Annotated in this window: 14 protein-coding genes; 3 read left to right on the top strand and 11 right to left on the bottom strand. The window is 49.7% G+C overall.

The annotated features are described in order from the left end of the window. Positions 1–694: 694 nt before the first annotated feature. From ACFVU8_RS03120 to ACFVU8_RS03085, 8 genes are all read right to left on the bottom strand, one after another. Positions 695–1,693, bottom strand: a complete 999-nt coding sequence (locus ACFVU8_RS03120) for a putative amidoligase domain-containing protein (RefSeq protein ID WP_387425801.1) — start codon at positions 1,691–1,693, stop codon at positions 695–697. An 816-nt stretch (positions 1,694–2,509) separates the two neighbouring features. Next, the gene (locus ACFVU8_RS03115; protein WP_066361767.1) at positions 2,510–3,067 is read right to left on the bottom strand and encodes an outer spore coat protein CotE; all 558 of its coding nucleotides are present in this window, start codon (positions 3,065–3,067) and stop codon (positions 2,510–2,512) included. Positions 3,068–3,228: 161 nt separating this feature from the next. After that, a complete protein-coding gene (locus tag ACFVU8_RS03110) occupies positions 3,229–4,251 on the bottom strand; it encodes an HD-GYP domain-containing protein (RefSeq protein ID WP_379464253.1) in 1,023 nt (340 codons plus the stop codon). Between the two features lie 175 nt (positions 4,252–4,426). Beyond that, entirely contained in the window at positions 4,427–5,416 is a 990-nt protein-coding gene (locus ACFVU8_RS03105; RefSeq protein WP_379464254.1) for an aromatic acid exporter family protein, read from the bottom strand. 101 nt (positions 5,417–5,517) lie between these two features. Continuing rightward, entirely contained in the window at positions 5,518–6,297 is a 780-nt protein-coding gene (locus tag ACFVU8_RS03100; RefSeq protein WP_379464733.1) for an ABC transporter permease, read from the bottom strand. 90 nt (positions 6,298–6,387) lie between these two features. Beyond that, positions 6,388–7,167 (bottom strand): ABC transporter ATP-binding protein, encoded by a 780-nt coding sequence (locus ACFVU8_RS03095; protein ID WP_387425800.1) that lies wholly within the window; start codon positions 7,165–7,167, stop codon positions 6,388–6,390. A gap of 34 nt (positions 7,168–7,201) precedes the next feature. Next, complete coding sequence (locus ACFVU8_RS03090) at positions 7,202–8,224, bottom strand: ABC transporter substrate-binding protein (RefSeq protein WP_387425799.1); 1,023 nt, start codon at positions 8,222–8,224, stop codon at positions 7,202–7,204. A gap of 318 nt (positions 8,225–8,542) precedes the next feature. Further along, positions 8,543–9,205 carry a hypothetical protein gene (locus ACFVU8_RS03085; RefSeq protein WP_387425798.1) on the bottom strand — a complete coding sequence of 221 codons (663 nt, stop codon included), beginning with the start codon at positions 9,203–9,205 and terminating at the stop codon, positions 8,543–8,545. 170 nt (positions 9,206–9,375) lie between these two features. Here ACFVU8_RS03085 and ACFVU8_RS03080 point away from each other — a divergent pair, with 170 nt between their 5' ends. Beyond that, a complete protein-coding gene (locus ACFVU8_RS03080; protein WP_066361778.1) occupies positions 9,376–9,615 on the top strand; it encodes a hypothetical protein in 240 nt (79 codons plus the stop codon). Between the two features lie 122 nt (positions 9,616–9,737). On the opposite strand, the gene ACFVU8_RS03075 is transcribed toward ACFVU8_RS03080, so the two are convergent. Further along, positions 9,738–9,875: a hypothetical protein gene (locus tag ACFVU8_RS03075; protein WP_379464258.1), complete on the bottom strand. Its 138-nt coding sequence runs from the start codon at positions 9,873–9,875 to the stop codon at positions 9,738–9,740. A 235-nt stretch (positions 9,876–10,110) separates the two neighbouring features. On the opposite strand from ACFVU8_RS03075, the gene ACFVU8_RS03070 reads away from it, so the two are divergent. Continuing rightward, on the top strand, positions 10,111–10,737 hold the full coding sequence (locus ACFVU8_RS03070) for an FMN-dependent NADH-azoreductase (RefSeq protein ID WP_379464259.1): 627 nt from the start codon (positions 10,111–10,113) through the stop codon (positions 10,735–10,737). 184 nt (positions 10,738–10,921) lie between these two features. Here ACFVU8_RS03070 and rsgA read toward each other — a convergent pair whose 3' ends face one another. Both rsgA and ACFVU8_RS03060 read right to left on the bottom strand, forming a co-directional pair. Next, positions 10,922–12,022 (bottom strand): ribosome small subunit-dependent GTPase A, encoded by a 1,101-nt coding sequence (rsgA, locus tag ACFVU8_RS03065; RefSeq protein ID WP_387425797.1) that lies wholly within the window; start codon positions 12,020–12,022, stop codon positions 10,922–10,924. Positions 12,023–12,461: 439 nt separating this feature from the next. Next, the gene (locus ACFVU8_RS03060; protein ID WP_379464261.1) at positions 12,462–13,133 is read right to left on the bottom strand and encodes an HAD family hydrolase; all 672 of its coding nucleotides are present in this window, start codon (positions 13,131–13,133) and stop codon (positions 12,462–12,464) included. A 199-nt stretch (positions 13,134–13,332) separates the two neighbouring features. On the opposite strand from ACFVU8_RS03060, the gene ACFVU8_RS03055 reads away from it, so the two are divergent. Next, positions 13,333–14,241 carry an aldo/keto reductase gene (locus ACFVU8_RS03055; RefSeq protein WP_387425796.1) on the top strand — a complete coding sequence of 303 codons (909 nt, stop codon included), beginning with the start codon at positions 13,333–13,335 and terminating at the stop codon, positions 14,239–14,241. Positions 14,242–14,343 lie beyond the last annotated feature (102 nt).

The following is a 14,343-nucleotide window of genomic DNA, read 5'->3' as shown; positions in this document are numbered from 1 at the left end:
CCATTTAGTGCTCGCTTCGTCAAACAGCGGACTCCAGAGACTTTATTGCCTTTCGATTCAACCACTCAGTAAGATAACGGACTCCAGAGACTTTATGAGCATAGTTTCCAAACAAAATCCGCTGTGTGGGAGAAAATAGCGTCACCTGAGTCCGTTGCACATTCCAGAAGTAACTTTTATGGAAAATAACGATTATACGGTCCGTTAGCTCGCATAAGTGAATTTCAACCGTCAGATGTAGTTGTTTTGACAACTTGTTTGACAACACTGATGATGACGTTGGGTCCTTTAAAAATCGCAAAGGAAATCGGTCTTTATCAGCGATCGGGAGAACCCTCTGAACACACAGCATCTTCACTGCCAAACGTTCAAGCGCCGATTTTTCTGTTGTGCCTTTAAAAATAGCAGCGTCACAGACCATCCCGAAGGAGCATTTTCGTATTATTAGGCCAATCAAGGATTTTACCTTAAGTAACTATCGAGATTGGATGACTTTCACATGGCAATAATTTTTGAAGCAGATGTCAATGAGTAAAATGTAGAGCAGTGATCCTCCCTTAAGGGGAAAATCACTGCTCTAAGCTTCTTTTTAAAGCTTCTTTTACAAAAACAGTTTTGCCTCACTCGTAACTCGTAGAAAATCACTTTAGGGCGGTTCGATCTTTAATAGGACGGCCCGAACTTTAATGGTGGGTTAAGATTGCCCAGCGGGAATACTCTCGCTGGGCTTCCCGGTCCGCCATAGCCTGCGGATATCGCGGGATTCATCCCAGGTTCGCCCTGCGGAAATATAATGAAGCAGGGGCTCAATGTATGGGGCGGCCTTCTCGTAGCCGCCCAAGGCTCTAATCTGGGCCGCCAAAGGGGTAAAGGCGGCCCGCAAAGGGGCTCTGTCGCCGCTATAGTAGGCGGCATGCAGATCTTCCCGGTCGAGCGGGCGGAGCGGCAGGTCCTCATAATGGCTCACGATCAGGTGAGCCAGATGGACCGCGCCTTTGGCGATGACCGGGGAGACCAGAAAGCTCGGCAGGGTGCGGTACTCGAAGCCGCCATGCGGCTGGTACCGGAAATCGCCGAGCACACCATAGCGCGGACGCCGCGAGGACGCCCTGGCGTCCTCCAGCAGCGTAATGGGCAGCGCGAGATAGTTGTCGAGCGCGCGCAGCAGCGGCGCGGTCAGCGTCACGCCGCTGAAGTGCAGATGGCCGCCGAGGGCCCAGCCCGCCAGCGGCATGCCTCCCGCCCGCCACGCCAGCGTGCGGTCGGCGATCAGCCGGTCCGCCGTAGCCGCGGCGGACATAAGCTGCGCCAGCAGCGCGCGCGGTTCCCCGCGCGGCTGAGGGCGCAGCTCCGCTACCGGGAACGCGCCGCGCGTTCCCGGGGGTCCGGCGTCGCAGCCCGCGACGCCTGCCATGGGCAGGTACCGCGACGCAGGCACGACGCGGCCCGTTTCGGCCCGGAGCAGCAGGAACTCCGGGTCCATGCCCATGAGCAGCCCCGGACGCCCGGGCTGCTCAGCGGCCAGGCTGCGGGTCAAGACCCGCGCAGCCGATGCATAAGGCTCCGGGAGCGAATTGCCCGGAGCCATTGCCAGTGGTGTCACATCCTCCACCACATACTGGCGCTCGCCCATGGCGGTGAGCAGCACTTCCCCGCTGTCCAGCCCCAGGCTATACAGGGCAGCAATCGCCAAGCTGTCGACATCCCGGCGGAAGGTTCTGCGTCGACCGAAACTAGTTCTCGAACCTCTCCATGACCCGACATCTCCTTCCTCCGAAGTACCATTACCTCTGGCAGTATCTAACGAGTGACTTAGCCGATCTAGTGCGTAGCCCTCAGTATGCCTCTCACTTGTAGTAAAATCCTCCCATTCTGTACCCTGGCTAGCGGATAGAAGCCCCCCTGAAAGATCGTCTACCAGCTCTTCTTGCAGTCCATAGGAACTACGTCGAACTCCCTTCATCCCCGGCCCTGCGCCAAAGGGCGTAATAGCCCTTACCGCGAGATTGTAGACCGAAATGGAGTAACGCTGCCGGTGTTTCCCCCCGTGATTGCTGGCCTTATATGTATCATCAACTGAGTTTGTCATCTCCCAGGCACAACGTCGTTCCCTAGCTGGACTGGCACTGACCCGGGAATCAGTGATCAAATACTTTCTTCTGCTACCCGCAGTGAGTGCCGCCTTCAGCCCGCTCCGCAGTAGACGACCCTCTCGCTGTTCAAGTGAAAGAGACCTGTAGACGCCAATCCCCTCATTGATCATCTTCTCGCCCTCCTCCGGGCTGATATTCCCGGTTTAGATGCCCAAATAGCAAAAAACGGCTTCCCGTCATGCGGAAGACACCGTTTTTGCCATACAAATTAAGCTTTGCAGAAATTCAACAGCCTTTTTAGACAAGCAAAAAAATTATTCAAAAAAAGGAGGGCATTCGCCCTCTACGCCGCCGCCCTCCCAGCATATAATGAAGCATATCTCATACATCGTAAGTCAGGCGGCGGCGCATGTTTTTTACAACTCATCATCCAGGGCGTCAGGGTCCAAATCTTCATAATCGAAGGTTTCGCCGTCAAAATCATAATCCTTGTCTTCCAGATCATCGACTTGATCACTTACAAACACGCGGACTTTGGTCTCAGCCACCAATTCCGCTTCAAACTCCCGCTCCACGCGAAGGGTCACGCTTCCGCCTCCCGGCGATACGCCCGCTTCTACACAGTTTGGTTCCTGCGTTGCCTCCGCAGAAACTTCTACTGTAGATGCGCGGTGTCTCGGGTCCAAGTACGAAAGAGGAATAAGCTCCACATAAGAGACCGTTTCTTTGGCAACCTCGGTCTGCTTATTCTTGTCGTACGAGTACCAGATGTTCACATCATAAGTACCGATTACTTCGATTCCGTTACCGGCGGCAACCGCTTCGTATTGGTGGTTGATGATCCAAGCCCCCAGAATACTTGTCGGATGATGTGGCGGAGTCACGGTATGAGTTGCGGTAGAGAACTTACGACCTTTGCCGCAAATTGCCTTCGTAATGATCTCCCTTGTTTGACGTTTATGGCCTAATGACATCTTTGAACCTCCTCCATACAATCATTCACTATCAAGTGTATGCAGGTTCTAGGCATTTGTTGATTGTTAGTCTATAAATAAATTTGAGTAAGCCCTCCCGGCCCCGGCCGCGAGGGTTATAGTTCATTTTATTTCATTTGACACGATGGTATGAGTACATTTTATTGCGGAATAACCCTTACAATACCGACGTTTCTCTGCTTACTGAGGTCCAGGAAGTCCTCCCCGAGGTTCACGAGCGGACGAAGAGGGTCATGCGACAGAATCATCACAATTCTTCCCGTCCGCCCATCTGTTAACTCCACCTCGTTCCCTATCATGGACTGCATCAGTTTATCAATAAAGACCCGGCATATATAAGGATCCAGCTTGCCGTACACGCTCTCCTCCATCTGCGTCAGAACCTCGTATAGCGGAGATGCCTTCCGATAGAAACGGTCTGAGGTCATGGCATGAAAAATATCGCAGATCGCCACGATTTTACTGAAATCGGTAATCCGGTGTCCAAGCACCCCGAACGGATAGCCGCTGCCGTCCATGCGTTCATGATGCTGAAGGGCCACAAGTGCCTGATTGTGATTCGTACCCACCGTATCCCGCACCATTTCGTAGCCGTAAGTAGTATGCTTTTTCATAATCTGGAACTCTTCTTCGCTCAGCGGCCCGGGCTTGGTTAAAATCTCGGCCGGCACCATAATCTTTCCGATATCATGCAGGGTGGCCGCAATGGTCAGCTGGCTAAGATCCTCCGGCTTCATCTTGAGCCACTTGCCCAGCAGCGTCGAGAGAATCCCTACTGCAACATTATGCCTGTATGTATAATCGTCCTTTGACTGCAACGCAGCCAATATGCCATAGAAATCATTCTTCTCCGTCACCTGATGGATGAAGGGGATGACTTCATTGCGGAGCTCAATCATGGGAATGCGCTTGCTTTTATTGTAACGGATCTGTTCAAAAATACTTTCCATTGCAGTCGTACAGTCGTCGATAGCAATCTGGAAAAATGCCGCGCCATCCAAATGAATAACATCTTTCTCCTCCAGCGTAATCTTGTGCTGACTGATCAATCGGATATGCTCGGCGCTTAACAAGGTCATCGCAGGCAATACAAAGACACCCTTGCTGTTGAACAAGTTGGCAACCAACTGCTTCCCGATATACTCCTCGTTGCTACTATTCATGCTCTCACCTGCCAGAGCAGAAAATCCGAGACTACGGAATTCCCTGCTGTATTTGAATCCCCACTGTTACCGTTCAAGATACATCACCTATGTGGTACTATTTTATTGCTTAATTATACTTATCGTTATTTTACTATTGTTTGTTAATACCTGTCCCGGGCTTCGAGGCCTAATCTCAGCTTTTGCGGGCACGGCTCCGTGAAGGACGAACTACCTCATGTCCAACCGGATTCTTATGCTGTTTAGCAATTTTTAGGTACAGAGTCAGCTCACGGCACAATTGGAGAATCGCTGAACGCACCTCGAATTCCTCACGGGAAGCCGGGAGCTCCATCCGCTTGAATTCCTGCTCTACCTCTTGCAGCAAGTGCTCCGTACGTCCCGTATATTCCTCTGCTCTCACATCACTGCTCAATTGATCGAACAGCTCACCCATCATGTCACAATGCGGCAGTTGCCGGTACACCTGGGAGAGGAGCTGAACCATGTTCTGAATCGACTCCAACTGCTCTTTTCGCATATAAAAATAAACATTCCATGCTTCATCGGGATGAATCACGTGATTCTCCATCTCCCGGGTTGCCGCCGTCAGCCCCCGCTGGACTGCAGCGTTCGCCCCGATCAGTTCCTTCCCGTCCCAGACATACGCGGGATCACGCAATGTGCGGGACATCTGTGTGAAAATCACAGAGAAATAACCATCCACTTCCTTGCGGATGGCCGAGATTGCCCCACCTGCATGAGGCATATAGATCAAATTCACCAGTCCTGCAGACCCTAGTCCGATTACAAGCAGTTCAATCTGCTGGAACAGGACGTGCAAGCTGATCTCTGCTTGTCCAAAGACCCGAAAAACGATAACCGAGCTGGTGACGATCCCTTCCTTAAAGCCTGCCCGCACAATCAGCGGGAACCCAAGCAGCACATATAGTCCGAGTACCCAATAATGAAACCCTAGTCCCCAGAATAAAATACAGCCTAAAAAGAGTCCCACGAGCGAGGCGGAAAAGCGCGCCGATATCGTTCGGAGACTCCTTTTGCGGGTCACTTCCACACCCAGAATAGCTAGTAGACCTGCGCTTTGCGCATTGGGTATGCCCACAGCGGCTGCCAGCAGAATGGACAACAGCGTGGCCGCTGCGGTTTTGATTACACGAAATCCCATGAACAATACTCTCCTTAACTACATTCGCTTCTTAATTTAAGTAAAGATAATATAGTCATGGTACAAGATTTTTCAGAACGGCACAACATGACATCATCTTTTTAACGCCGATTTAACAGTAGCTTCTCCACATAGACAACCAGTTGATACATAGCCGTTGCCACCGCTGCTATGATTAGCAGGCTTGACATTACCAGCGTGAAGTTGAAGACCTGAAAGCCATAGATAATGAGATAGCCAAGACCTGATTTTGCCACCAGAAATTCACCCACAATGACACCTACCCATGACATGCCGACATTCACTTTCAGCGTAGATACGATGGCAGGGAACGAAGATGGCAGAATAACCTTGAAGAAGATCTGCACCCGCGTGCCCCCGAACGACCGCACCACCTTGACCAGATTGGGATCAACGCTGCAGAAGCTGTTATAGACGACAAGCGTAGTTACAATGACCGTGATGGATAAAGTCGTCATTACTATTGCTGTGAATCCGGCACCGAACATTACAATAAAGATGGGACCTAGTGCTACCTTTGGCATACTGTTGAATACGACCATATATGGATCCAGCACCGCAGATAAAAAAGGCGACCACCAGATCATCACGGCCAGCAGTGTGCCCAACAGCGTCCCCAGTGCGAAACCTACCACAGTCTCTCCAACCGTGATGCCTAAATGTGGCCAAAGAGTGCCGCTGACCATATCGCCCCAGATTTGCCGGAACACCTTGGTCGGGTAGCTGAACAGCAATTCATCGATCCAGCTCAACCGTGCACTGGCTTCCCAGAGAGCAAAGAACACCAGCAGCAGGCTGGTGCGGACCGCGATAATCCGATTTTTCTCCCGTCGTTTCTCTTGGCTGAATGTGTTGTGCATTTGCCGCAGCCATGATTCCCGGGAAGCTGCGATCCCGGATATTTCCGATTGCTTCACAAGCGTTCCCTCCTAACGTTCAGCGTTACCTGCCTAAACCGACTTGCTCCCTGCCTGCTCCATTTCCTGCCAAACCTCATGAAAAAGCTCTGCAAAGCCCGGCTGATCCCGTGCATATAAGGGTGGAACCTCGCGGATAGACTCCGGCACAGTAAACACTTTGCGGATTCTTCCCGGATTTGGTTCCAGCAGGATCACCCGGTTACTGACTGCAATTGCCTCAGACAGATCATGGGTAACCAGGATAGCTGTAGTTCCGCGGCGGCGCAGAGTTTCTGACACCAGATCCTCAAGCTGCAGCTTGATCTGGTAGTCGAGCGCCGAGAATGGCTCATCCAGCAGAAGCAGACCGGGATCGGTTGCAAGGGTACGCACCAGCGCTACGCGCTGCCGCATGCCGCCGGAGAGCTGGGACGGATAAGCATCCTCTTTTCCCGCAAGTCCCATATCTCCCAGCAGCTCCACGGTCTTTCTATGGTTATCCTCGTTCAGATTACCGGTCAATTCTAGCCCCAGCAGGGCATTCTCAAGAATCGTGCGCCAGGGGAACAGATAATCCTGCTGGAGCATGTAGCCGATCTCAGGGGAAGGGCTATGGATTGGACGGCCATAGACGGAGACCTTTCCTTCGGAAGGCTGCAATAATCCGGCAATTATTGAGAGGAGCGTCGTTTTACCACAGCCACTTGGCCCAACCAGACTGACGAATTCTCCACTTCCGATGCTAAGGTTCAAGTCTTCAATAGCCAGAGAGGCTTCCCGTTCGCCCAAGTAAGCATGTGTTACGCCTTTTAATTCCACTACCGGCAGCATATCCACCTCCTCCTTTCACAGATTGTGCTTTTCCTTACTTTCCGGTTTGACTTGCGAGACTGTCCTTGGCTTTTTCGGCAAAGCTGTTATTCACAATCTTGTCTACTGGAATGCGTTCCTTCAGCTCACCGGCGTTCTCCATAACGTCCAGCAGGTTATTCCACTCTTTATTGTCAATGATGGGATCTGTCGCATACGTATCCTGTTCTTTGTAACGCTTGATCGAAGAGATGACGATATCCCGGTCTGTCTTGTCAAAATACGGCAGCACCGCGTCCGCAATCTGCTCCGGGCTATGCTCCTTCACCCAAGTTTGAGCGCGCTGGATCGCATTGGTGAACTTTTGGACCGTGTCGCCATTTTTGGTGATATAACTCTTCTTGGACATGAAAACCGTGTAAGGCAAGTACCCGCTCTCCACCCCGAACGAAGCCACAACTGAACCCCGTCCTTCACGCTCAAAGATTGAGGCTTGCGGCTCGAACAGCTGTACATAGTCCCCTGTCCCGGAAGCAAAAGCCCCGGCAATGTTGGCAAAATCAATATTTTGAATCAGGTTCACATCCTTGGCAGGATCGATACCTTTATGCTTCAGGGTAAAAGCGCCGGCCATTTGTGGCATTCCGCCTTTTCTTTGTCCGAGAAAGGTTGACCCCTTCACGTCATCCCAGTTGAACTGTCCCGCGGCCTTGCGGGCAAACAGAAATGTCCCGTCCCGCTGAGTAAGCTGTGCAAAGTTGATCACCGGATCATCGGCTCCCTGTTGAGATACATAGATCGAAGTCTCGGAGCCTACAAGCGCCACATCAATCGCTCCAGATAGCAAAGCCGTCATCGTTTTGTCCCCGCCAGGAATGGTCTGCAGCTCCACGTCCAGACCCTCATCCTTGAAAAAATTCTGTGACAGCGCGACATATTCAGGCGCATAGAACACCGAACGGGTCACCTCGCCGATCTTCACCTTCACCGACGACGGGTCGCCCCCGCAGCCGGCAAGTACGGAAAAACACAGAGCGATGATCAAGAACGACAGTGACAGTTTTTTTCTTCTTTTCATCCTTCATTCTCCTTTCTTACCGGGTCTTTCGCCCTTGCTTGCAGCATATGCGGATGCCTAAAGAATGGTTAAGAAGACCAGGAGGCTGCGGTGAGCGGATTCAAAATGAAGTAAAAATAGGTACATCGGCGGATACTCATTTTCTTGAAATACATGGAAACTATGGTTGAGAGAATTTGAGATTCAAGAGGAATGCCAAAATGGCCGGAACCGGTAATATCGGTCCTGCCTGATGTGTGTCACTCTATTTGTTTACGCATATTTTGGCTGAGGTTTGATACGGGTTCCGGTTTCATTATTTGCGTGCTGCCCGCAGCGTCAGATTGGCGCCGCCTTCAGAACCCATTGTGTGATAGCGTTGCAGAACTCTGCTTTGGTGGTTGGTGCAGCAATCATCCAATCTTCCGTTCCGCGCCCGATGCGTAGCATAAATGCGCCGGATGGATCACCGATATAGGAGGCATATTGCGTATTCCAGCCGCTGGAACCGTGCATGCAAAGTCGTAATTCACCCTCAGATGTGCACCGCTTCATGATTCTGGCTAACCGGGGGGCGTTCATGACATCGCCGCTAGTCTCCTCCAGTAAATCCGACAGGATATGTACCGGAAGGGCGGCTGACTCTTCCTTGATCTGCTCAAATCTTGTCCTGGATAGCAACATTGCAGGTGCGGGTGGTACGGTCTGAGTATCACTTTCACATTCGTCGCAACCATTCAGTAAGAGGATGCAAGCCTCACGCACTTCTTCTGGCTCGCTTAGCTCCCAACTGGACACCTCCGGTGCTCTCAGACAAAAAATCCATGTAGTCTCCTTATGTATCAGCAGGCAAACATCCCGTGTAAAACCCGCTTCGGCGTATTTCAGCCGACATAGTCGTGCTCCTGCATCCGCTTTATTCAACAACTTTTCAATATCCACACTCCTGGTCAGCTCTGGAAACAGAAACCGGGCCAGAATCAATCTTTCCTTTTCATTCACATCATTATTCCTTCCTGTAATACTTCACTGATCATAATTAAATCAAAAAACACGGCATATGGAAATAAATCTAGTAATCTTTATGTTATCATAAGCTAATTTTAAGGTAAAATTAAGAAACACCCGGTATTATCATTACTATGAAATACTTGTAGCGAGGTGGATTTCAAATGAGAATGGTTATAACATTTCAGAACAAACTTGTACCTGTGTATTTCACAACAGAAAATAAACAGCCGACTCAAAAAGTGCTCCGGTTACTTAACAACACCTTGGATCTCAAAATTCAAAAAGGCAAACGTGCCCTCCAGAAATGCTTGAATTCTCTGATCAGTATCGAAATTAAAGGCTCTGAAGCTATATTGCACAGTTACAGTGAAAATGATTCATTGGCGCTATCCCTCTATTAATAGAGGGGTAGTTTTTTTATGCTCCAGACAACCCAAAGAGCCATACACCTTCTCGATCGAAGGAATATGCCCTGTTTATCACCCGAACGAACGCCGCCCTTTTAACTTTTGGATAGAACGGTTTAGCTGGTTTTGTAGTTTCTCTCTTCCATTTTCTCGGCCTTTTGGATACGAAGCTTGAATAGCTTGAGCAGATTTAGACGCGTATGTTCTTCGTGACAGCTGTCCAATTTCTTAATAATAAAACGGTCAATGGACATGCCAATCGCTCCTTTTATTCATTTCTTATCAGACACTATTCTTTTCAGGAAATCATTTCCTTTTACCCTCGTACTCCTATATACCCTTCCTACATATTCCTAAACGCATTCTCTTCAGACGAATTCGCTGCTCATTCACTACAAATATTTTTTATATTCTAAAGTTTACAAACTTAATTACAAGTGCTATATTATATTCAGTAAGTATCTAATATACATTTGAGGAGCAATCATCATGACTAAAGTCCTATTCATCAAAGCAAATAACCGCCCTGCTGACCAATCGATCAGCGTCCAGCTGTACAACGAATTCCTGGAAAGCTACAAGCAAAATAATCCGCAAGATGAGATTACCGAACTTGACCTGTTCGCTGAACAGCTCCCTTACTACGATAACACTTTGATCACTGGCGTTTACAAATCCAACCAAGGCTATGAAGCTACTCCTGAAGAAGCTGCTGGTGCAGCTTTGGTAAACAAATACCTGGATCAATTTATCGCAGCTGATAAAGTCGTGTTCGCTTTCCCACTTTGGAATATGACTGTGCCTGCTGTACTTCACACATACATCGATTACGTGAACCAAGCTGGTAAGACATTCCAATACACTGCTGAAGGTCCTAAAGGCCTCCTGGGTGGCAAAAAAGCAGTTGTGTTGAATGCCAGAGGCGGCATTTATTCCGAAGGTCCTGCTGCTGGTGCTGAAATGGCTGTTAACTTCATCGTTAACAACCTTGGCTTCTGGGGTATCCAAGATATTACTCAAGTAATCGTTGAAGGCCACAGTCAACTTCCAGATCAAGCCGCTGACATTATTGCAAAAGGCCTTGAATCTGCCAAAACTGTAGCAGCCTCGTTCTAAGTTATCGTTCTAAAGGTCCGGTTATAACATTTGCCGTTACGATTTGAACCACTAGACTTAACAACGATCTGGAATCACATTAACCGGGCCTTTATTTATATATAGGTACGATAAAACCTCCCGTTCCTTCTGGAACCGGGAGGTTTTGTCGTTTGATAGAGTGATCTTAAGAATCACATATCACTTAATATTCATCTAGTTCTTTGCGCCAGCCGTAGCCTCTGGTGCGCGACTGGCCTGTTTTGGAGGAGCCTGTCCCGGAGGCTACCTTTCGTTTCGCTTTGGCTTCCTTCGAACTCTGGAATTGCAGCTCACGCTGGGTTTTGCGGTAGTTGAGCAGCCGCTTCTCATCCAGCTGTCCGCTTTGGACTGCTTCCAGTACGGCGCAGCCTTCTTCCCGCTCATGACTACAATTGCTGAACCGGCAGGACGCAGCCCATTCGCTGATATCCCCAAAAGCAAGATCAAGTCCGCCTTCGTCCTCCCACAGCTTCAGCTCCCGCATCCCCGGCGTATCGACGATAATACCGCCATCTGGCAGCACGAACATTTCCCGGTGCGTTGTAGTATGCCGGCCACGACTATCGTCTTCGCGAACACCCTGCGTCAATTGAAGATTCTTTCCGCTAAGCCAGTTAACCATCGTCGACTTACCACAGCCCGACGAGCCGGTAAGCGCAACCGTCTGACCGCTGCCGATATACGGAAGCAGCTTCTCACGCCCCTGATCCAGCAAGGCACTGACGGCATACACGGGAACGCCCGGAGCCGCCCTTTCCATATCGGCGATTTGCTCTTCCGCGTTTTCACACAAATCTGCTTTGGTCAGCAGGATTACCGGGTTGGCTCCACTGTTCCAGGCCATAATAAGATACCGCTCCATCCGCCGGACATTAAAATCGTTGTTCAACGCGCTGACCAGGAACAAGGTGTTGACATTAGAAGCGACGATTTGCTCGTCCTGGGTGCTGCCAGCTACATTGCGTGAAATCACGCTGTGCCGGGGAAGAACACCATGGATGACTGCATGGGCACCCTCATCTTGCATAACCAGCGCCACCCAGTCGCCAACGGCTGGAAACTCCCCCTTCTCGTTAAGGGAATGCCTGAACTTTCCGGCCAATTCCCCCCAAGTCTCGCCGGACTCCGCAAGGACCCGGTATTTGCTGCCAAAGTCGCCCACAATCCGCCCGGGTACATAGCTTCTTCCATCCTCTTGTGTATTCCATTCTTGGTTCCATTTGTTCATCCAGATTTCATTCCAACCATATCGTTCAATATTCATGTATTGCCTCCTAAGTTTCTGTATCCATATTTTTATCATCCTGCGAGTTTTCCGGGAACATAAAAAACCGCCGAAACCAAGGTTCCGGCGGCGTCTGGTACAGAATCCTCCACACTCACGCAGAGTCTGGCTGTACAATTACAAATACAGAATAAACCACACTCTTATAAGAGTTAGGCATAGTATATTTGTACGCAAAAAAGCCGCCGGAACCGATACGGTTCCCGGCGGCTCTAATAAGCATTAAAAGAGCTTACCCGCTAAGCTGAATCAGACTTACTGAACAGCCGCTGTTCCCGGAAGACACGTATCTACAACAGTTACAACCGTCGAAACAATCATTGTATATGCTGTCATATTCATCGTCTCCTTCCGAAATAATCTGTTGCTATCATAAACGGACTTTATACTAATTGTCAACCTATAATGCAATATTAATTTACAAAATCTGCTTCAGTTCATAAAGCTCATCAATTGTTTTCCACGGACCACCTTCAAGCCCATCATCCCATGGATGATTGCGGCGTAACCAGATGCTTTCAATCCCCGCCTTACCGGCACCCCAAATATCATTAACCGGATGATCCCCGATAAATAGTGTCTTATCGGCTTCTGTTCCCAGACGTTCCAGCGCAAGCCGATAGATGGCTGGATCAGGTTTACTGATTCCAGCTTCTCCGGAAATCACGATTGTTTTGAAGAAGCTACGCAGATTCAGCTTGTCGATTTTACCATCCTGGATATGCTTTTTCCCATTGGTCACTAGTCCCAGCACATAACCGCGCGCCTGGCAATGCTCCAGAATATCCAGGGCATGCTTCATCAGCGCACCATGGTGACTGTAGCTTTCATCATAATAAGTGCGAATATGGGCGGCAGAAACCGGTGTCCTCCAAGGCAGTATCTCGCTCAGCTCGGCAAAAAAACCATCCTTGTCCCTGTAACCGTCATTATCCCTGATGATCATATCTTCGACCACCCTGTCCATCTCCTCTGGAGATAAGTGGCCTAGAAAATCGCGTACAAACTGGGTGCTGAAGCTGCGGAACGTATGATCACGGTCCATAAGAGTATTATCAAGATCAAACAGCAAGCCTTGTATTTTTGTCATAAGTTCACCAATTCGCTAGATTTCGTGTTCCCGTACAAGTAACCTGTCTACAGGTTCACAGTTAAAACTATATCACGCCTGATCCTTTTCTGAAAAGAATAGGGTCTCATGAACCGGCAGCCCACACCTCCCGATTTGTCCGACTGGACTTGAAGACGATATAATAAAGGTCAATCTGTCTACAGAAAGGAAACCTAGGATGAACAAACACCGTTTGGGAACATCAGAACTATACATTAGCGAAATTGGACTCGGCTGCATGTCGCTCGGAACAGAGGAAGACAAAGGCGTCTATCTCATTCATGAAGCACTGGAGAAGGGTATCAACTTCCTGGATACCGCCGATCTGTACGATGCAGGCCGCAATGAGGAGATCATAGGCCAGGCCATTCGCCACCGCCGCGAGGATGTGGTTATTGCCACCAAGGTGGGCAACCGCAGAAGGCCAGGTCAAGAAGGCTGGGATTGGGACCCTTCCAAGGCCTATATCAAATCAGCAGTCAAAGACAGTTTGCGGAGATTGCAGACGGACTACATCGATCTGTATCAGCTCCACGGCGGGACAATCGAGGACCCTATTGAGGAAACTATCGAGGCGTTCGAGGAGCTGAAGCAGGAGGGCTTAATCCGTTACTATGGCATTTCTTCCATCCGTCCCAATGTGATCAGAGAATATGTTAAACGCTCTAACATTGTCAGTGTTATGAGTCAATACAGCATTTTGGACCGGCGTCCGGAGGAAGAGATTCTTCCGCTGCTAGCCCAGCATAATATCAGTCTGATCGCCCGGGGGCCACTGGCCGGGGGAATCCTGACTGAGCGGGGCCGAGTCAAAGCAGAGAAGAACTATTTGGATTATGACCGGGAGGCATTGCTCGCGCTCCACGACAAGCTGACACAGCAGAGTGGCGATGGCCTTCATTTGACCCAAACGGCACTGCGTTATCCATTGTCCCACCCTTCTGTAGCAACGATCATTCCGGGCGCAAGTAGTCTGGAACAGTTATTGCAGAATGTATCGGCCGCCGGGAGTCCCCCGCTCTCTGAGGAGATTCTTAATATACTCCGGGGTATTAGCAATGCTAATCAGTATGCACAGCATCGTTAATACAACGGTAATGCATTTTTCCTGCTAAAATAATTTGCACAAGAGGCTGGTCCAACCGAACAAAGCGGTTAGATCAGCTTCTTTTATTCTCTCCATAAATTT

Origin of the sequence: Paenibacillus sp. NPDC058177 (assembly GCF_042883835.1) — a bacterium.
Lineage (GTDB): Bacteria > Bacillota > Bacilli > Paenibacillales > Paenibacillaceae > Paenibacillus_AQ > Paenibacillus_AQ agri.
Note: the sequence above shows the minus strand (reverse complement) of the source record. Positions and strands in the feature narration are given on the sequence as shown.

What these genes read in the sequence shown, in the direction of transcription:
- ACFVU8_RS03060 (WP_379464261.1), bottom strand. Translation starts at nt 13,133, where the DNA reads ATGACAAAAATACAAGGCTTGCTGTTTGATCTTGATAATACTCTTATG.
- ACFVU8_RS03110 (WP_379464253.1), bottom strand. Translation starts at nt 4,251, where the DNA reads ATGAATAGTAGCAACGAGGAGTATATCGGGAAGCAGTTGGTTGCCAAC.
- ACFVU8_RS03100 (WP_379464733.1), bottom strand. Translation starts at nt 6,297, where the DNA reads ATGCACAACACATTCAGCCAAGAGAAACGACGGGAGAAAAATCGGATT.
- ACFVU8_RS03105 (WP_379464254.1), bottom strand. Translation starts at nt 5,416, where the DNA reads ATGGGATTTCGTGTAATCAAAACCGCAGCGGCCACGCTGTTGTCCATT.
- rsgA (WP_387425797.1), bottom strand. Translation starts at nt 12,022, where the DNA reads ATGAATATTGAACGATATGGTTGGAATGAAATCTGGATGAACAAATGG.
- ACFVU8_RS03095 (WP_387425800.1), bottom strand. Translation starts at nt 7,167, where the DNA reads ATGCTGCCGGTAGTGGAATTAAAAGGCGTAACACATGCTTACTTGGGC.
- ACFVU8_RS03080 (WP_066361778.1), top strand. Translation starts at nt 9,376, where the DNA reads ATGAGAATGGTTATAACATTTCAGAACAAACTTGTACCTGTGTATTTC.
- ACFVU8_RS03115 (WP_066361767.1), bottom strand. Translation starts at nt 3,067, where the DNA reads ATGTCATTAGGCCATAAACGTCAAACAAGGGAGATCATTACGAAGGCA.
- ACFVU8_RS03075 (WP_379464258.1), bottom strand. Translation starts at nt 9,875, where the DNA reads ATGTCCATTGACCGTTTTATTATTAAGAAATTGGACAGCTGTCACGAA.
- ACFVU8_RS03090 (WP_387425799.1), bottom strand. Translation starts at nt 8,224, where the DNA reads ATGAAAAGAAGAAAAAAACTGTCACTGTCGTTCTTGATCATCGCTCTG.
- ACFVU8_RS03055 (WP_387425796.1), top strand. Translation starts at nt 13,333, where the DNA reads ATGAACAAACACCGTTTGGGAACATCAGAACTATACATTAGCGAAATT.
- ACFVU8_RS03070 (WP_379464259.1), top strand. Translation starts at nt 10,111, where the DNA reads ATGACTAAAGTCCTATTCATCAAAGCAAATAACCGCCCTGCTGACCAA.